At 61.1% G+C, this 17136-nt stretch carries 15 protein-coding genes; 5 read left to right on the top strand and 10 right to left on the bottom strand.

All coding sequences use genetic code 11. From position 1 onward, the window contains the following. Window positions 1-159: 159 nt before the first annotated feature. Together clpA and clpS are read right to left on the bottom strand one after the other, a co-directional pair. Window positions 160-2460, bottom strand: a complete 2301-nt coding sequence (gene clpA / locus ACP7B7_RS09305; protein ID WP_308922477.1) for an ATP-dependent Clp protease ATP-binding subunit ClpA — start codon at window positions 2458-2460, stop codon at window positions 160-162. Beyond that, entirely contained in the window at window positions 2457-2759 is a 303-nt protein-coding gene (gene clpS / locus ACP7B7_RS09300) for an ATP-dependent Clp protease adapter ClpS (RefSeq protein WP_308922478.1), read from the bottom strand. Before clpS ends, clpA begins: the two co-directional genes overlap by 4 nt. Before the next feature lie 323 nt (window positions 2760-3082). On the opposite strand from clpS, the gene cspE reads away from it, so the two are divergent. Next, window positions 3083-3286 (top strand): transcription antiterminator/RNA stability regulator CspE, encoded by a 204-nt coding sequence (gene cspE, locus ACP7B7_RS09295; protein WP_008446468.1) that lies wholly within the window; start codon window positions 3083-3085, stop codon window positions 3284-3286. Window positions 3287-3352: 66 nt separating this feature from the next. Here the strand turns inward: cspE and icd are convergent, their stop codons facing one another. Continuing rightward, window positions 3353-4606, bottom strand: coding sequence for an NADP-dependent isocitrate dehydrogenase (gene icd / locus ACP7B7_RS09290; RefSeq protein WP_308922479.1), 1254 nt, complete (start codon window positions 4604-4606; stop codon window positions 3353-3355). Between the two features lie 168 nt (window positions 4607-4774). Between icd and ACP7B7_RS09285 the strand changes: the two genes are divergently transcribed. Together ACP7B7_RS09285 and ACP7B7_RS09280 are read left to right on the top strand one after the other, a co-directional pair. Then, window positions 4775-5338 (top strand): pseudouridine synthase, encoded by a 564-nt coding sequence (locus tag ACP7B7_RS09285; RefSeq protein ID WP_308922480.1) that lies wholly within the window; start codon window positions 4775-4777, stop codon window positions 5336-5338. A gap of 65 nt (window positions 5339-5403) precedes the next feature. After that, the gene (locus tag ACP7B7_RS09280) at window positions 5404-5856 is read left to right on the top strand and encodes a DUF192 domain-containing protein (RefSeq protein ID WP_308922481.1); all 453 of its coding nucleotides are present in this window, start codon (window positions 5404-5406) and stop codon (window positions 5854-5856) included. A gap of 99 nt (window positions 5857-5955) precedes the next feature. On the opposite strand, the gene rpsT is transcribed toward ACP7B7_RS09280, so the two are convergent. Beyond that, a complete protein-coding gene (gene rpsT / locus ACP7B7_RS09275) occupies window positions 5956-6222 on the bottom strand; it encodes a 30S ribosomal protein S20 (protein ID WP_010395935.1) in 267 nt (88 codons plus the stop codon). Window positions 6223-6519: 297 nt separating this feature from the next. On the opposite strand from rpsT, the gene murJ reads away from it, so the two are divergent. Beyond that, entirely contained in the window at window positions 6520-8067 is a 1548-nt protein-coding gene (murJ, locus tag ACP7B7_RS09270; protein WP_426076485.1) for a murein biosynthesis integral membrane protein MurJ, read from the top strand. 137 nt (window positions 8068-8204) lie between these two features. On the opposite strand, the gene ACP7B7_RS09265 is transcribed toward murJ, so the two are convergent. Continuing rightward, the gene (locus tag ACP7B7_RS09265; RefSeq protein WP_308922483.1) at window positions 8205-8723 is read right to left on the bottom strand and encodes an FxDxF family PEP-CTERM protein; all 519 of its coding nucleotides are present in this window, start codon (window positions 8721-8723) and stop codon (window positions 8205-8207) included. Window positions 8724-9198: 475 nt separating this feature from the next. On the opposite strand from ACP7B7_RS09265, the gene ACP7B7_RS09260 reads away from it, so the two are divergent. Then, window positions 9199-9951, top strand: coding sequence for a PEPxxWA-CTERM sorting domain-containing protein (locus ACP7B7_RS09260; protein WP_308922484.1), 753 nt, complete (start codon window positions 9199-9201; stop codon window positions 9949-9951). A gap of 68 nt (window positions 9952-10019) precedes the next feature. On the opposite strand, the gene ACP7B7_RS09255 is transcribed toward ACP7B7_RS09260, so the two are convergent. The 5 genes from ACP7B7_RS09255 to ACP7B7_RS09235 form a co-directional block, all read right to left on the bottom strand. Beyond that, window positions 10020-11051 (bottom strand): TIGR03790 family protein, encoded by a 1032-nt coding sequence (locus ACP7B7_RS09255; protein ID WP_308922485.1) that lies wholly within the window; start codon window positions 11049-11051, stop codon window positions 10020-10022. A gap of 98 nt (window positions 11052-11149) precedes the next feature. Then, window positions 11150-12586 carry a mannose-1-phosphate guanylyltransferase/mannose-6-phosphate isomerase gene (locus ACP7B7_RS09250; RefSeq protein ID WP_308922486.1) on the bottom strand — a complete coding sequence of 479 codons (1437 nt, stop codon included), beginning with the start codon at window positions 12584-12586 and terminating at the stop codon, window positions 11150-11152. Window positions 12587-12602: 16 nt separating this feature from the next. Next, window positions 12603-13835 carry a glycosyltransferase family 4 protein gene (locus ACP7B7_RS09245; protein ID WP_308922487.1) on the bottom strand — a complete coding sequence of 411 codons (1233 nt, stop codon included), beginning with the start codon at window positions 13833-13835 and terminating at the stop codon, window positions 12603-12605. After that, window positions 13816-15126, bottom strand: coding sequence for a nucleotide sugar dehydrogenase (locus tag ACP7B7_RS09240; RefSeq protein WP_426076484.1), 1311 nt, complete (start codon window positions 15124-15126; stop codon window positions 13816-13818). The genes ACP7B7_RS09245 and ACP7B7_RS09240 overlap by 20 nt, the downstream gene beginning before the upstream one ends. Before the next feature lie 19 nt (window positions 15127-15145). After that, window positions 15146-17134 (bottom strand): alginate lyase family protein, encoded by a 1989-nt coding sequence (locus tag ACP7B7_RS09235; RefSeq protein WP_426076483.1) that lies wholly within the window; start codon window positions 17132-17134, stop codon window positions 15146-15148. Window positions 17135-17136 lie beyond the last annotated feature (2 nt).

The raw sequence follows: 17136 nt of genomic DNA, 5'->3' as shown, positions 1-17136 counted from the left end.
AGGCGGCATGGACATCGTGTCGATACCGGACAGCAATTCTGGCATAAAGCGCTCCGAAGAAAACCTTCTTTATTGCCCATATGAACGTAAAAAAACCCGCGCAAGGACGTAAAAAAACCCGCCCATTTGCGTGGGCGGGTTTTTTGAAGTGCCAGGGACCTATTCGACTTCAACCGTTTCCGGTGCTGCCGTCGGCGCCGCATCAGGCGGTTCCGGGAATTCCAGCAGGACCTGGTCCTTGTCGTCGAGGTCGACCGTGACCTTGCCGCCAGACACCAGGCGGCCGAACAGCAGTTCGTCGGCCAGCGCCTTGCGGATCATGTCCTGGATCAACCGCGACATCGGCCGCGCGCCCATCAGCGGATCGAACCCTTTCTTGCCCAGGAAGGCACGCAGCTTCTCGGTAAACACGGCTTCGACTTTTTTCTCGTGCAACTGCTCTTCCAGCTGCATCAGGAACTTGTCGACCACGCGCAGGATGATTTCCTGGTCCAGCGCGCGGAAGCTGATAGTGGCATCGATACGGTTGCGGAACTCCGGCGTGAACATGCGCTTGATGTCGGCCATCTCGTCGCCTGCCTGCTTGGAATTCGTGAAGCCGATCGAGGCCTTCTGCAAACTCTCCGCGCCCGCATTGGTGGTCATGATAATGATCACATTGCGGAAGTCGGCCTTGCGACCGTTGTTGTCCGTCAAGGTGCCATGGTCCATCACTTGCAGCAGGATATTGAAAATGTCCGGATGGGCTTTTTCAATTTCATCGAGCAGCAACACCGCGTGCGGCTTCTTGGTGATCGCTTCGGTCAGCAGACCGCCCTGGTCGAAACCGACATAGCCCGGTGGCGCGCCGATCAGGCGGCTGACGGCATGACGCTCCATGTATTCCGACATGTCGAAACGGATCAGCTCGATACCGAGGATAAACGCCAGTTGCTTGGCCACCTCGGTCTTGCCGACGCCGGTAGGACCGGAGAACAGGAAGGAACCGATCGGCTTGTCCGTCTTGCCGAGGCCAGCGCGCGCCATCTTGATGGCCGAGGCCAGCGCATCGATGGCCGGGTCTTGCCCGAACACCACGTTGCGCAGGTCGCGGTCGATGGTTTGCAGCTTGCTGCGGTCGTCCTGGTTGACCGTTTGCGGCGGAATACGGGCGATCTTGGCGATGATGTCCTCGATCTCCGCCTTGCCGATGGTTTTCTTCTGCTTCGACTTCGGCAGGATGCGTTGCGCCGCGCCCGCTTCATCGATGACGTCGATCGCCTTGTCGGGCAGATGGCGGTCGTTGATGAAGCGCGCCGCCAGTTCGGCCGCCGTCGACAGGGCCGACGCCGAGTATTTCACGCCGTGATGTTCTTCGAAGCGCGATTTCAGGCCGCGCAGGATCTGCACGGTCTGCTCGACGGTCGGCTCGTTGACGTCCACCTTCTGGAAGCGGCGCGAGAGCGCATGGTCTTTTTCGAACACGCCACGGAATTCCGTGTAGGTGGTCGCGCCGATGCACTTCAGCTGGCCGTTGGCCAGTGCCGGTTTCAGCAGGTTGGACGCGTCCAGCGTGCCGCCCGAGGCCGAGCCCGCACCGATGATGGTGTGGATCTCGTCGATGAACAGGATGCCGTTCGGATTGTCCTTCAGCTGTTTCAGCACGGCTTTCAGGCGCTGCTCGAAGTCACCGCGGTATTTGGTACCGGCCAGCAAGGCTCCCATGTCCAGCGAATACACGACGGCATTTTGCAGGATTTCCGGCACATCGCTTTGCGTGATGCGGTAGGCCAGGCCTTCGGCGATGGCCGTCTTGCCCACGCCCGCCTCGCCGACCAGCAGCGGATTGTTCTTGCGGCGGCGGCACAGGATCTGGATCACGCGGTCGACTTCGTCCTCGCGCCCGATCAGCGGGTCGATCTTGCCTTCGGCAGCGGCCTTGTTCAGGTTTTGCGTGAACTGGTCGAGCGGACTTTCCTTCGGTTGCCCTTCGGCCGGCGCCTCTTCCACGCCTTCCGACGCTTTCGCGCTTTCGGTCGACTGGTCCTTGCGTACGCCGTGGGAAATGAAATTGACCACGTCCAGGCGGGTCACGCCCTGCTGGTGCAGGTAGTAGACCGCGTGCGAATCCTTTTCGCCGAAGATCGCCACCAGCACATTGGCGCCGGTGACTTCCTTCTTGCCATTCGATGCCGATTGAACGTGCATGATGGCGCGCTGGATCACGCGCTGGAAACCAAGCGTCGGCTGGGTATCGACCTCGCCCGTGCCAGGCACGGTCGGCGTGTTATCGCCGATGAAGTTGGTGAGGGTCTTGCGCAGGTCGTCGATATTGACCGCGCAGGCCCGCAATACCTCGGCCGCGGAGGGATTGTCCAGCAGTGCCAGCAGCAGATGCTCCACCGTGATGAATTCGTGCCGTGCCTGCCGAGCTTCGACAAACGCCATGTGCAAACTTACTTCTAATTCCTGCGCAATCATACTTCCTCCATCACGCACTGCAGGGGATGCCCCGCCTTGCGCGCATGCGTTAAAACGAACTCCACTTTGGTACACGCTATATCTTTAGAGAACACGCCGCACACTCCTTTGCCGTAGCGGTGAACACTGAGCATGATTTGCGTCGCCGTTTCACGGTCCTTGTTGAAATACTCCTGAATGATGGCCACCACGAATTCCATCGGGGTATAGTCGTCATTGAGCAAGGCTACCTGATAGAGCGGCGGCGGCTTGAGGGCTTGCCGCTCCAGCAGGGCTTCTGTGTCGTGCTTGGTTGCCATACGCTTATTCTAATGCTTTCACAGTGGTTGTCATGCGCAATATCTGCGCGTTTCCAATTGTTTTCAATCTTACGCGTTTTCTCACTACAGCGCAGATGGCGTCCCTGTCGCCAAAATCAAGAGTTGCTTTTTTGGTGCTCGTGAAGAATTTGGCAAGATCAGTGGAAAAGCGCTTGACTTCAATATTTATTCCGCCAACAATGCGGTATCGACTGTTGCAGTAATATGTACAGCTTGATAAGAAGTGAGACGTCGAGGAGGGGGCAAGAAGCTTCTTGCTTTTATGGCTCGTGTGATTTGTTTTAATTTTGAAAGTTCTTTTTATGGCAACAGGTACAGTTAAGTGGTTCAATGATTCCAAAGGCTTTGGCTTCATCACTCCAGATGATGGCGGCGAAGATTTGTTTGCTCATTTCTCCGCAATCAACATGAACGGTTTCAAGACCCTCAAAGAAGGTCAAAAAGTTCAATTCGAAGTCACGCAAGGCCCTAAAGGCAAGCAAGCTTCCAACATCCAGTCCGCCTAAGCTTCTTTCGGCCCTCAGATGTGAAAAACCCCGTTTTCGAACGGGGTTTTTTTTCGTCCGGCCGCTTTACATCTGCTCGACCATCACCGCGCCAAAGCCCGAGCACGACACTTGCGTCGCGTCTTCCATCAGGCGCGCGAAATCATAGGTCACGCGTTTCAGGGCGATCGACTTCTGCATCGCCGCGATGATCAGGTCCGCCGCCTCGACCCAGCCCATGTGGCGCAACATCATTTCCGCCGACAAAATCAGCGAACCGGGATTCACCACATCCTTGCCCGCGTATTTCGGCGCCGTGCCGTGCGTCGCTTCGAACATGGCCACCGAATCGGACAGGTTGCCGCCCGGCGCGATGCCGATGCCGCCCACCTGGGCCGCCAGCGCGTCGGAAATATAGTCACCATTCAGGTTCAGGGTGGCGATCACGCTGTATTCCACCGGGCGCATCAGGATTTGTTGCAGGAAAGCGTCGGCGATCGAATCCTTGACCGTGATGTCGCGCCCGGTTTTCGGATTCTTGAACTTGCACCACGGGCCGCCATCGATCAGTTCGGCGCCAAATTCCTTTTGCGCCAGCGCATACGCCCAGTCGCGGAAACCGCCTTCCGTGTATTTCATGATGTTGCCTTTGTGCACGATCGTCACGGAAGGCTTGTCATTGTCGATCGCATATTGCAGCGCCTTGCGCACCAGGCGCTCGGTTCCCTCCACCGACACCGGCTTGATGCCGATGCCCGAGGTTTCCGGGAAACGAATCTTCGTGACACCCATTTCCTTTACCAGGAAATCGATCAGTTTCTTTGCATCATCGGTACCCTGCGCGTATTCGATGCCGGCATAGATATCTTCCGAGTTTTCGCGGAAAATCACCATATCGGTTTTTTCCGGCGCCTTCAATGGCGACGGTACGCCCTTGAAATAGCGCACCGGACGCAAACAGACATACAGGTCGAGCTGCTGGCGCAGGGCCACGTTGAGCGAACGCATGCCGCCGCCGACCGGCGTGGTCAGCGGACCCTTGATCGACACCACATAGTCTTTCAGCACGGCCAGCGTTTCCGCCGGCAGCCAGCTGTCGGCGCCATACACGCGGGTGGCTTTTTCGCCGGCAAAGATTTCCATCCAGCTGATCTTGCGCGCGCCGCCATAGGCCTTGGCCACCGCCGCGTCGACCACCTTGATCATCACCGGCGTGATATCGCTGCCGGTGCCATCGCCCTCGATAAAGGGAATGATGGGCTGGTCGGGCACGTTCAGCGAAAAGTCGGCGTTGACGGTGATTTTTTGTCCGTCAGCAGGTACTGTAATATGTTGGTACATCAAAATCTCCGAAGGGGATTGCGTCACAAAACAAATCAGGGGCAGAGAAAGGCATCAAAAGGTCTTCTATAAGATATAAGACGACTGCGTTTCTCATTATGCACCACTATAGTACACGGCGCCACGCCTCACCGGCGGCAACGCCTTCTTTTGCATCAAGATAACACCATGCCACTCATACTTTTTAACAAGCCGTTCCAGGTCCTGTGCCAGTTCTCGCCACAGGATGGCCGCCTCACCCTGGCCGACCACCTTGATATCCCCGGCATCTACCCGGCCGGCCGGCTCGACGCCGACAGCGAAGGCCTGCTGCTGCTGACCGACGACGGCCGCCTGCAGCACGCCATCAGCCACCCCGACCGCAAGGAGGCGAAGACCTACCTGGTGCAGGTCGACGGCGTGCCCGATGCGGCCAGCCTGGCGCGCCTGCAAGCGCCGCTGGATCTGGGCGACTTCGTCACCAAGCCGTGCCAGGCCGTGCGGATTGCCGAGCCAGACTGGTTGTGGCCGCGCCATCCACCGATCCGCACGCGCCTTGACCACCCTACCTCGTGGCTGGCGATCACCTTGAAAGAAGGAAAAAACCGCCAGGTGCGGCGCATGACGGCCGCCGTCGGCCTGCCGACCCTGCGCCTGGTGCGCAGCAGCATCGGGCCGTTCTCGCTGGCCAGCCACCCCTTGATGCCGGGCGAATGGTGCGAAGTGCCCGGCGACGCCATCAGCAACGGATGACGCCGGCTTGACGGCTGGCGCGCCAGCATGGCTTAATCGCCGCTTCCACCGCTAACGTCTTGCACATGAAAACTTTTCTGATTTGCAGCAGCCTGGCCTTTGCGATGGCGGCGCCGGCCCCGGATTCCCGGGCGCAAAACCCGCCTTTGACGACGGTGCAGCTGCTGGCCGGCAAGCATGCGATCGTGGCCGAGGTGGCCGCCACGGAAAACCAGCGCGAACTGGGCCTGATGTACCGCGACAGCATGGCCGTCAATGGCGGCATGCTGTTCGTGTTCGGCGCGCCGGCCGCGCAATGCATGTGGATGCGCAATACGGCACTGCCGCTGTCGGTGGCCTTTCTCGATGCGTCCGGCAAGATCATCAATATCGAAGACATGCAGCCGCATACGCTCGACAGCCATTGCTCGACGAAAGCCATGCCGGCGCGCTATGCGCTGGAAATGAACCTGGGCTGGTTTCGGCTACGCAATATCAAGCCGGGCATGGTGATCGCCAACCTGCCAGCATCAAAATAGACGGCATCAGCCGGCGATGAACGCGAAAAAACCCGCCAGAACAAGTCTGCGGGTTTTTGCTTTTCATCCAACGCCAGCGAACTGGCGAAAGGGCGAATATTAAGCGGACAGTGCTTTCAAAGCAGCTGCCAGACGGCTCTTGTGGCGAGCTGCCTTGTTTTTGTGGATGATCTTCTTGTCAGCGATACGGTCGATGGTCGACACGGAAGCCTGGAAGATTGCAGCAGCAGCTGCCTTGTCGCCGCCCTGGATCGCTTTGCGAGCAGCTTTGATAGCTGTGCGCAAGGTCGAACGCTGGGACGAATTGTGTGCGTTTTGCTTAACTGCTTGACGAGCGCGTTTGCGCGCTTGTGCGGTATTTGCCATGGAATTTCCTAAAACAGGGTCAAAGTGCGTTTGCAAACATTAGTGTTTGCCAACCGGTGCGTTCTGTGCGTCTGCCGAACCATGTGTGCCAAACCAGTGCCTGTCAAACATTAGTGTCTGCGTAACAGAATTCTGTACAGCCTTCGATTATAACGAGATTTTCCGGCGAGGGCAATTCAAAAAAGCCGCTATCGACATCAAAAGGGCGAAAAACGGCGGCACCCGGGGCCGGAAAGCGCTGATTATTACAGCATGTTAACCGTTTGCACAGGCCGCGCCCAGCTATAATCTGCCCCCATGAACTTGCTCAGAACCCTCGCCGCCATTTCCAGCATGACCATGCTGTCCCGAGTCACCGGTTTGTTGCGCGAAAGCCTGTTCGCGCGCGCCTTTGGCGCCGGCGCCTACACCGACGCCTTTATCGTGGCCTTCCGCATTCCCAACCTGCTGCGGCGCCTGTTTGCCGAAGGCGCGTTCTCGCAAGCCTTCGTGCCGATCTTGTCGGAGTATAAAAACCAGCATGGCCAGGAGGCCAGCAAGCAGTTGGCCGACCATGTGGCCACCACCCTGGTGTGGGCCACCTTGCTGGTGTCCGCCATCGGCATCCTCGGCGCGCCATGGTTCGTGTATGTGATCGCCACCGGCCTGAACAAGGACCCCGGCGCTTTCGACGCGGCCGTCTGGATGACGCGCCTGATGTTCCCTTATATCAGTTGCATGTCGTTCGTGGCGCTGGCCGGCGGCATCCTGAACACCTGGCGCGAATTCAAGATTCCCGCGTTTACACCGGTGCTGCTGAACCTGTCCTTTATCGCCGCCTCCCTCTTTTTGGCGCCGCACCTGGCGCAGCCGATCTACGCCATGGCGATTTCCGTGTTTGTCGGCGGCCTGCTGCAGGTGGCGATCCAGATCCCTGCCCTGATCAAGATCGGCATGCTGCCGCGCCTGTCGATCAACCCGGCCATCGGCCTGTCGGACGGCGGCGTGCGGCGCGTGCTGAAAAAAATGGGACCGGCCGTGTTTGCCGTGTCGGCCGCGCAGATCAGCCTGATGATCAACACCAGCATCGCCTCGCGCCTGGCCGAAGGCAGCATTTCCTGGCTGTCCTACGCGGACCGCCTGATGGAGTTCCCGACCGCCATGCTGGGTGTGGCCCTGGGCACCATCTTGCTGCCCAGCCTGTCGAAAGCCAATGTCGATGGCGACAAGACGGAATACTCGTCCTTGCTGGACTGGGGCTTGCGCCTGACCTTTTTGCTGGCCTTGCCGGCGGCCGTCGGCATGGCCACCCTGGCCACGCCGCTGATCGCCACCCTTTTTCATTATGGTAAATTTTCGGCCGAATCGGTGGCCATGTCGACCGAGCCGCTGGTGGCCTACAGCCTGGGTTTGCTGGGCATCATCCTGGTGAAAACCCTGGCGCCGGCGTTTTATGCGCGCCAGGATATCCGCACGCCCGTCAAGATCGCCATCGGCGTGCTGATCGCCACGCAGCTGATGAACTGGCTGTTCGTGCCCTACCTGGCCGTTGCCGGGCTGGCCCTGTCGATCGGCCTGGGCGCCTGCCTGAACGCCACTTTCCTGTACTGGGGCTTGCGCCGCCGCGGCATCTACACGCCGAAACCGGGCTGGCTGACATTCTTCCTGCGCCTGCTGCCGGCCCTGGCCGTGATGGGTGGCGTGGCCGCCTATGGCGCGACCCGCATCGACTGGATCGCCATGCAAGCCCATCCATTGCTGCGGGCCGGCACCCTGGGCCTGCTGATCTGCCTGTGCGGCGTGGCCTATTTCGGCACATTACTGCTGGCCGGCTTCCGCTTCCGCGATTTCAAGCGCACCGCATAAGCAAATGTCCAGGGCATTGTTGCCTGCGCCTCGCCGTGCTGGCGCACTGTCTTCGTCTTGGCGCCTAGCCCTGAACGTTTGCCAGTGCCAGACAAAAAAACCCGCCTCGGCGGGTTTTTCATTTTGCACCAGCACTATCAGGCAGATTTCTTGACGCGGCGGCGAGCCACGGCGCCCACCAGCGCCAGGCCGGCCAGCATCATGGCGTAGGTTTCCGGCTCCGGTACCGGCAGGGCCGCGACGGTCGCGATATATTGCGAGCGGTCAATAGCGGTCACGCCTGAAATGTCCACGCGGTAGTTACCGGCGGCCAAAGGACCGGCCCAGCTCAGGTTCTGGTTCGAACCACCGGCCACATTGGTCAGCGCACCATAGTAGGTATTCGTGCCGACACCGAACAGCGATCCCGCAAAATTGGTGATCGCGCCTTCGGCCACCGAGAACGTTTGCAACGCACCGAAGGAAGTCGACGAGGGCGTCAGCAGCTGGAAGAACCAGCTGTCACTGATGGCCGTGCCGGCGTCAAGAAACTTGTCCGACTTGTCGGACAAGGTATCCGAACCGGCCGGGTCCAGGATCCCCAGCAGATGATCGGTCGCGGAAGCGCTGAACGATGCCGCCGCCAGGATACCAGCAGCAATCAATTTCAATTTCATGTTGTATCTCCTTCAAAATGAATTTATGGCTGCTGTACGCTGGCCACCCAAAGTACATGAAATACTGATAATAATGGTAGCATAATTACACGGAATAAATTATAAATATTTTATTTAAAGTTTCACTTTGGAAATTATTATTCTCATGAAATAGTTGCCTGCTTTACGCAGTTTCCAAGCGTAAATGTCAGCGAGGTGGCCAGGAGGCTCGCCATGGCGAGCCTGCAACACCCTGCGGGAATTATGAAAGCAGACTCGACACTGAACAGAAAAATATGATATATTTCCTACAAATAAGTTTAATTCCTGATAAGGACTAAACAAGACGCAGTACACACAGGTTCAGGCCTCATCCATGCCTGGCCTTGAAAAGCACGCCTTTCCCCGCACACAACGGTCACAGGGATGGGTGGCTGCAATATGCGCAATCAGCGTCACCAGCGACGCGGCGCACCTGCTTTTTGAGAGAACTATCATGTCCAAATCGATTTTTGCCTGCTTGACAGCGCGCCCTTTGCTGCTGGCCGCCGCCATCATGGCGTTCGGCGGCAGCGCCCATGCGCAAACCCAAGCCCAGCCGCGCGACAATCAGAAAAGCTGCCAGGCCAGCACCAACAACGCAAATGGCGACGCCAAGGATGCCAACCTCGACGGCACCTACAGCGCCTGCAGCCTGGCGGACGGCTTTATCAGTGGCGGCACGCGCGCCAATGACGGCAAGCAACCGACGCCGGACTTTACCGGCGTGGTCTCGGACCAGGAGTTGCGCAAGTTCGATTCCAGCGACAGCACCCACCGCCTGGCGATCAATGGCATGCCTGGCAATGATGCGGTCATACCTGGCGGCAAGATCCTGACGACCGATGACAACCAGTTTCGCTTCCGCACCCGTGATTTCGTGGCCAACGAGGAAGTGTATCCACTCGACGAGACCCCGGCCTATGGCGCGGCGGGCCGTGCGCTGAATCGCAGCCGCAGCGGCAGCGCCGACAACCAGGCGCCATTGGTGGTGGCGTCGTCGCTCAGTGAAAACCTGCCCGCCGCCACTGGCGGTTCAAGCGGCGTGGGCGGCGGCGGCGCGGCCGGCGGCCTCAATACCGGCGGCGGCCTGATCCCGGCCACGCCGGAAGTGCCGGCCGTGCCGGAACCGGAAACCTGGGCCATGCTGCTGGCCGGCCTGGCCCTGGTGGCCTTCGCGGGACGGCGCAAGCGGGCCGCAACAGCGTAAATAAAAGTGTAAACCAAGAGCAAAAAGGCCCGCGAGGGCCTTTTTTTCGTCTGGAAAACTGCTGACACTCAGCGCCGGAAGCGCGCGTACGGCGCGGCCAAGGGGTCGCCGATAAACAGGCCTTGCGCAGGCCATGCCACGCTGCCCCAGTAGGCTTCGAGCGCGGTGCTGCCCGACAGGTAGCGGCGCAGCAGCACGCTGGGCTGTGGAAACTTTTGCCAGTAGCTGCACGGTTCGCTGACGGTGCCATAACTGGCCGTCGCACCTGCTTCCAGCCAGCGCTGGCTGCTCATCTGCTGGGTACCTTGCAGGTCGCCACCAAACGAGGTCAGGTGATCGGCCAGCGCACCGGGCAGGAAGCGCAGGGTGTCGAGCTTGGCCACCTTGGCCATGCCCGTCTGGTAGACCATGATGTCCTGCGCCCCTTCCAGGCTGTCCGCCTTCAGGTGCTTGATGGCCAGCTTGCGCGGGGCCAGCATGCCCGGCGGCGGAAACAGCGGCGCGCGGCTGTTGCGCGCGGCATCCGACGTCGTCAGATAATACGCGCTGGCGGCCGGCGGCGAAAAGCCGCTGACGGCGCCACGGTCGGCCACGGCCTTGGCCTCGTCGACAAAATCGATGGGCAGCAGCATCGCCAGGCGCAAGCCCAGCTGGGTATACGGTTGGGCCACATTGCTGTTGAAATACGGGCTGGCCTTGCCGGGATCGCAGGTCTTGGTGCACTGCCCCGCGTCGTAGCCCAGCGTAAATGCCGAGGTGATGGAATTGCACTCGACGGCATACGGCGCGCTCCACACCATCAGCACGGCCTGGATGCCGGGTTTCAGCTGGGCGTCGATGCGTTCCTTGAGCTGGGCGAACTGGTCCATGCTCAGCTTGCGGGGCCGGTTCGGAATCGTGACGTGGGCGACATTGGCGGCGGGAATACCATGCACCTGCCGGTAGTATTCGCCCACTTCGACGCTGTTCGGTTCGGCGTCGTTGATGATGATGGCCAGCTGCGACGGCTGCAGGCCGGCGGCGGCGGGCGGTGCATCGGCACTGGCGCTGCTGGCAGCGCTGGCGGCCAGCGCCAGGGAAAGATAAAGGAATATACGCAAGGTCAGGTCGCCGCCGTCAGGTTGGGAGTGCGGGCAGCCGGAGCCGCCCGCCCGGCGACGATTATAGCGCCCTATGCGCGCTGGCAGGCTTTATGGCTTTACGCTCGCTGGTAGACATCTTCCAGCCGCACGATATCGTCCTCGCCCAGATAACTGCCCGACTGCACTTCGATCAGGTGCAGCGGCAGCTTGCCCGGGTTTTCCAGGCGGTGCGTCATGCCGATCGGAATATAGGTCGATTCGTTTTCCGTCAGCAAGGTCACCTTCTCGCCACACGTCACCCTGGCCGTGCCGCTGACCACCACCCAGTGCTCGGCCCGGTGATGGTGCATCTGCAGCGACAGCTTGCCGCCCGGATTGACGGTGATGCGCTTGACCTGGAAGCGCTGGCCCAGGTCGATGCCTTCGTAGCTGCCCCAGGGGCGGTACACCTTGCGGTGCTGCACGTGTTCGCTGCGGCCCTGCTGCTTCAGATGGTCGACCACCTGCTTGACCCGCTGCACCTGGTCCTTGTGGGCCACCAGCACGGCGTCATCGGTTTCCACCACCACCAGGTCGCGCACGCCCAGCACGGCCACCAGGCGGCGCTCGGCGCGCACCAGGCAGTTGCTGACGCCATCGAGATACACGTCGCCGCGCACCACATTGCCGCTGGCGTCCCCCTGCTGCACTTCCCACAGGGCCGACCAGGAACCGACATCGCTCCAGCCTATGCTGGCCGGCAGCACCACCGCATGCGCCGTCCGTTCCATCACGGCATAGTCGATCGAATCGGACGGGCTGCCGGTAAATGCCTTTTCATCGAGGCGGCAGAAATCGAGGTCGCGGTAGCCGTCGCGCACGGCCGCCATGCAAGCGTCCAGCATGGCGGGCTGGAACTGGCCCAGTTCGCTCAGATAGCGCTCGGCGCGGAACAAAAACATGCCGCTGTTCCAGAAATAATTTCCGGCCGCGACAAAACCCTGCGCCGTCGCCAGGTCCGGCTTTTCCACGAAACGCTCGACCTGGCAAGCGCCCTGCCCTGCCTCGGCGCCCACCGGCGCGCCGGCGCGGATATAGCCATAGCCCGTTTCCGGTGCGGTGGGCACGATGCCGAAGGTGGCCAGCGCACCATCGGACGCCAGCTTTGCTGCGGCAATGATGGCCTGGTGGAAGGCCGGCACGTCGGTGATCACATGGTCGGCCGGCAACACCAGCATCAAGGCCTCGGGGTCGATCGCCAGCAGGTACTGCGCCGCCACCGCCACCGCCGGCGCCGTATTGCGGCCCACCGGTTCAAGCAGGATGCCTAGGGGGTCCAGCTTGATTTCGCGCAGCTGCTCGGCCACCATGAAGCGGTGTTCATTGCCGCAGACCACCAGCGGCGGCATCACCTGGCAAACCCCGTCCGGCAGGCTGTGCACACGCAGCGCCGTTTCCTGCAGCATGGTCCGGTCCGTGACCAGCGCCAGCAGTTGCTTGGGCAGCACGGCGCGCGACAGCGGCCACAAACGGGTGCCGGAACCGCCCGACAGGATCACTGGATATATCTTCATGGCTGTTGTCCCGATCTTATTTATTCACTTGCAGCGCCGGCGCGGCGGCGGGAAACAGGCGCGCGTAGGCGGCCAGCAATTTCGGCGCCTCGTACTCCCATTCCAGCTCGTTGATCACGCGGTGGCGGCCAAATGCGCCCATCTGTTCACGCCGCGCCGGGTCGTCGAGCAGCTCGACGATCTTGCGCGCCATGTCGACCGGATCGTTCTTCATGGCATACAGCGACGCGTCCTGGGCCGAGACCTTGCCCTCGACCAGGTCGAACTGCACGATCGGTTTGCCCAGCGCCATGTATTCCATGATCTTGTTCATGGTCGACTTGTCGTTCATGTCGTTGGCCACGTCCGGGTTCACGCACACGTCCGAAGTATTGAGCATTTCCAGCAGTTGCTGGTCCGGCACGCGCCCCGTGAACGTCACGTAATCGGCGATGCCCATGTCCTGCGCCATCTGTTTCATCTGTTCCAGCGAGGTGCCGCCGCCGACCAGGCCGAACTGCACGTCCTGGCGCCCCAGGGTCTGCACGATATACTGGGCCGCCTGCAGCAGCAGGTCGATGCCTTCCTGGGCTCCCATCACGCCGACATAGCCGACCAGGTAGCTGCGGCCTTGCTTCAATTCCGGCACCGGCGGCAGCACCCGCAGGCGGTCCAGCTTGGGACCGCTGCGCACCACATACACGTCTTCGGGCTTCATGCCGCCGCGTTCGATGGCGATCTTCTTGTACGACTCGTTGGTGGCGATCGACACGTCGGCGCTCTGGAACGACCAGCGCTCGAACAGCACCATCAGCTTGTAGAAAAAGTCGCGCCGGCCGAACTTGGCTTCGTACAGTTCCGGGTTGATGTCGTGATGGTCGAACAGGAAGCGCTTGCCCATCGTCAGCTTGAAAAAGCCGCCAATCAAAAACAGCAGGTCGGGCGGATTGCAGGCGTGGATGACATCGAAGCCGCGCGCGAAATGCACCTTCCACGCCAGGCGGAAGGTGTGGAACAGCGCCAGCGAGTATTCCACCAGGTAACCCTTGGCGCCTTCGGCTTCCAGCGGCAGGTGGTAGCGGTAGATATGGATACCGTCGATCGCCTCGTAGCGCGATTCATACCCCTTGCCGGTGGGGCAGATGATCGACACCTCGTAACCGTTCGCATGCAGGGTGGTCGCTTCCTGCCACACGCGCCGGTCGAACGGCGACGGCAGGTTTTCCACCAGGATCAATACCCGACGGGCCTTACCAGCAGATGCCGTCATATTGCTCTCCACTTTGTTCCTTGCTGATGCGCACCAGGTCGACGATATGCTGGTGCGGCTTGAGGCTGCCCGGCACGGTCTTGAATTCGGCCGCGCCGTTGCCGATCACGATGGTGTCGGCAAAATCGAGCACGTCCTGCATGGTGGTCACCATCAATTTGGAGATGTGCGGAATATGGTTCAGGATGTAATCCTGGTTGGCGCCCGTCAGCGCGGCCAGGTTGACATTCTTGTCGTACAGTTTCAGCTCGTAGCCCTTGCCCAGCAGATATTCGATCACGTCGACCAGCGGCGACTCGCGCAGGTCGTCGGTGCCGGCCTTGAACGAGAAGCCCAGGATACCCACCTTGCGCGCGCCCTTGTCGGCGATCATCTTGATGCCTTTTTCCACCTGCTTCTGGTTCGACGGCAGGATCGAATTGAGCAGCGGCAAATCGAGATCCAGGGTGCGCGCCTTGTAGGTCAGCGCGCGCACGTCTTTCGGCAGGCAGGAGCCGCCGAACGCGAAGCCCGGCTTCATGTAATACGGTGACAGGTTCAGCTTGGTATCCTGGCAGAAGATCTCCATCACCTTGTGGCCATCGATGCCGACCGCCTTGCAGATATTGCCGATCTCGTTGGCGAACGCCACTTTCACGGCGTGCCAGGTGTTGTCGGTGTACTTGACCATCTCGGCCGTTTCCACATCGGTGCGCACCAGCGGCGCGTCCATCTTTTCGTACAGCTGCACCAGCAGGGCGCCGGCCTTTTCGTCGGACTCGCCGATCACGGTTTTCGGCGGATTGTAGTAGTCGTGGACGGCCGTGCCTTCGCGCAGGAATTCCGGGTTGTTGCAGACGCCAAAATCGACGCCGGCCACCTTGCCGGACGCCGCTTCCAGGGTCGGGATCACCAGCGAGCGCATCGAGCCGGGCAGCATGGTCGAACGCGCCACCACCACATGGAAAGAATCTTTTTCGGCGATCGCCGCGCCGATTTCCTGGCATACCTTGCGCACATGGCTGAGGTCCAGGTTGCCGTTCAGCTGCGAGGGCGTGCCGACGCAGATCAGCGACATGTCGGAACCGAACACGGCATCGCGCACGTCCGCCGTGGCGCGCAGATGGCCGCTCTTCACGGTGGCGGCGATCATCTCGCCGATATCTTTTTCGATGATGGGCGTGGTGCCCTGGTTGATCAGGTCGACCTTGGTCTTGTTCGGGTCGACGCCGATCACTTCGTGGCCGTCGCTGGCCAGGCAACCGGCGGAGACGGCGCCCACATAACCCAAGCCAAATATACTAATTTTCATGTTTTTTCCTCGTCAATTTCTACAGATCAGATGTCATCAAGTGTAATGTGGTACGCAGCTTGGTCCCGCCGTCGAGCCGCGCGCGCCAGACCAAAGTGGGCGCAGCCTGTTTTTCATCAAAGCGATGCGCAATCCAGCCCAGCACCGGCTGCTCGCCGCCCCGCACCAGCGCCATGGTGGCGCCGGGCACATCGGGCAAGTGCATGGCGATCTCGCATTGCTTGCCACGGATATGCAGCACGCCACCGTCGAGCCTGACCGCGCATTGCGGATCGATATGCCAGAACAGCTCGACCTCGTGCGTGCCTTTGCATTCAAGCACATCTTCCACCACGATCCGCCGTGCGCCGGGCGCCACGCTGACCTCGCGCCGGTGCAGCACAGGATCAGGCAAGGCCAGGTAGCCGTCGTGGCTGGCGCTCCAGAACTGGCCGTCACTGTCGTCGCGCCACGCCAGGCACTGTGCCCTGGCCTTGCGCAGCCACAAGAAGTTGCCGCCCGATTCGGACTGGTCCCGGCCATCGATGCGCAGCGTGTTGTGCGCGCTGGTGCCGCGAAAATAATCGCGCCACTGTTTCTGCGTGTGATAGGCATAGGTGCCCGGATCGACCAGCACCGCCTGGCCCGCCACCGACAGGGTCAAGGCCAGCGCGTCGGCATGGCCGTGGGCGGCAATGCCCAGGTAGCCGAGGGGACCGGCGTCCGCGATCAGGCGCACCTCAAGCGGTGTATCAAGATTTGCGCCCATGATCCAGTAGCCGCCGTCGGCGAAACTGCGCGGCAAGCGCGTCTGCGTTGCGACCGGCAAGGCGTCGAAAGCCTGCCGGCCCGCCTCGCCCAGCAGCCAGGCGCTCTTGTCGTCAAACCGTCCCGCCTTGAACTTGAAATCGCTGCGCCCGAACAGCGCCGCGCCGCTGGCCAGCAATGAGCGGTAGACATTGACGCCGGGCGACTTGTCCCAGCTGGCCAGCTGCGCGTCGTCGGCGTCGCCGATCATCGGCACCTCGCCCGCCACGTTCATCATGGCGGCGATAAATTCCAGCATGGCTTCCAGCCGCTGCAAAAAGGCGGCGGAACGGGGCCGGCCATTGGCGCGGCCCGCCAGCACGCACAGCAGCATCTCGTCGGCCACGGTGTGCTGGTAATAGATCGCTTGCTCGCGGTTGACGCCGTCCGCGCCGTTCTGCAGCAAGGCCTGCTGTTCCAGTTCGCGTTCCGTCTGCGCCAGCCAGGCCGCGCTGTCCGGCCAGCACGGCCAGGTCAGCGCCGCCACGTGCAAGCCCGTCAATTCGCCAAACAGATGGTTGTTGGCCGACGAGTGGCGCGAAAAATGGCCGGCAATAAAATGGCAGTGCTGGTAGATGCTGGCCAGCCAGCGCTGCAAAAACGCCTGGCCGCCGCTCCCCTGGAACAGCACGCTATCGATGCCGCCCAGCAAGTTCCAGGCATGCGACCAGCTGACCAGGCGCAAGGCCAGTTCCAGCGCGCTGCTCCAGTTCGGCCCCAACGTATACGGGCACTGCCGCCACCACGATTCGAGCAGGATTTGCACGCCCTGCGCATATTTCAGCTCGCCACTGAGGCGATACGCCATCGCGAGATCACTGATCATCAGGTGGCGGTTCGGTTCCCACAGGCATTTGATATCGCCGACCACCGCCTCGTCGCGGTAATTGAGGGTCTTGCCGAAGCTGACCGGGGCCACGGTACCCGTCTTCGGGTCGCGGTTCCACTCGGGCGGAAAACCGAGTTCCACATCGCGCAGCGCGAATACATCAAAGCGGCCGGCCAGGATGCGTTCGGCCGCCGCCAGGTGCGGCGCCGGGTCGGACGGCAATCCCAGCCACGGCTGGCCGAAGCGCGCCAGCGACGCCGGCGGCGGCACAGGTACCAGACCGATGCCGCGCGCCTGCAGGCGTTGCTGCACCGCGTCGCGCACGCGGTGCGCCACTTCGGGCGCGCCCATGGCGCGCAAGCGGTTCAGTTTCCAGGACAAATTAGCCAGCATGG

The organism is Janthinobacterium sp. PSPC3-1 (assembly GCF_049896105.1).
Taxonomy (GTDB): domain Bacteria; phylum Pseudomonadota; class Gammaproteobacteria; order Burkholderiales; family Burkholderiaceae_D; genus Janthinobacterium.
Note: the sequence above shows the minus strand (reverse complement) of the source record. Positions and strands in the feature narration are given on the sequence as shown.

Excerpts from the sequence above, each read along its gene's own strand:
- ACP7B7_RS09280 (WP_308922481.1), top strand. The coding sequence starts at position 5,404 with ATGAAAACTTTTCTGATTTGCAGCAGCCTGGCCTTTGCGATGGCGGCG.
- ACP7B7_RS09250 (WP_308922486.1), bottom strand. The coding sequence starts at position 12,586 with ATGAAGATATATCCAGTGATCCTGTCGGGCGGTTCCGGCACCCGTTTG.
- rpsT (WP_010395935.1), bottom strand. The coding sequence starts at position 6,222 with ATGGCAAATACCGCACAAGCGCGCAAACGCGCTCGTCAAGCAGTTAAG.
- cspE (WP_008446468.1), top strand. The coding sequence starts at position 3,083 with ATGGCAACAGGTACAGTTAAGTGGTTCAATGATTCCAAAGGCTTTGGC.
- ACP7B7_RS09235 (WP_426076483.1), bottom strand. The coding sequence starts at position 17,134 with ATGCTGGCTAATTTGTCCTGGAAACTGAACCGCTTGCGCGCCATGGGC.
- icd (WP_308922479.1), bottom strand. The coding sequence starts at position 4,606 with ATGTACCAACATATTACAGTACCTGCTGACGGACAAAAAATCACCGTC.
- ACP7B7_RS09265 (WP_308922483.1), bottom strand. The coding sequence starts at position 8,723 with ATGAAATTGAAATTGATTGCTGCTGGTATCCTGGCGGCGGCATCGTTC.
- clpS (WP_308922478.1), bottom strand. The coding sequence starts at position 2,759 with ATGGCAACCAAGCACGACACAGAAGCCCTGCTGGAGCGGCAAGCCCTC.
- ACP7B7_RS09240 (WP_426076484.1), bottom strand. The coding sequence starts at position 15,126 with ATGAAAATTAGTATATTTGGCTTGGGTTATGTGGGCGCCGTCTCCGCC.
- ACP7B7_RS09245 (WP_308922487.1), bottom strand. The coding sequence starts at position 13,835 with ATGACGGCATCTGCTGGTAAGGCCCGTCGGGTATTGATCCTGGTGGAA.
- murJ (WP_426076485.1), top strand. The coding sequence starts at position 6,520 with ATGAACTTGCTCAGAACCCTCGCCGCCATTTCCAGCATGACCATGCTG.
- ACP7B7_RS09260 (WP_308922484.1), top strand. The coding sequence starts at position 9,199 with ATGTCCAAATCGATTTTTGCCTGCTTGACAGCGCGCCCTTTGCTGCTG.
- ACP7B7_RS09285 (WP_308922480.1), top strand. The coding sequence starts at position 4,775 with ATGCCACTCATACTTTTTAACAAGCCGTTCCAGGTCCTGTGCCAGTTC.
- clpA (WP_308922477.1), bottom strand. The coding sequence starts at position 2,460 with ATGATTGCGCAGGAATTAGAAGTAAGTTTGCACATGGCGTTTGTCGAA.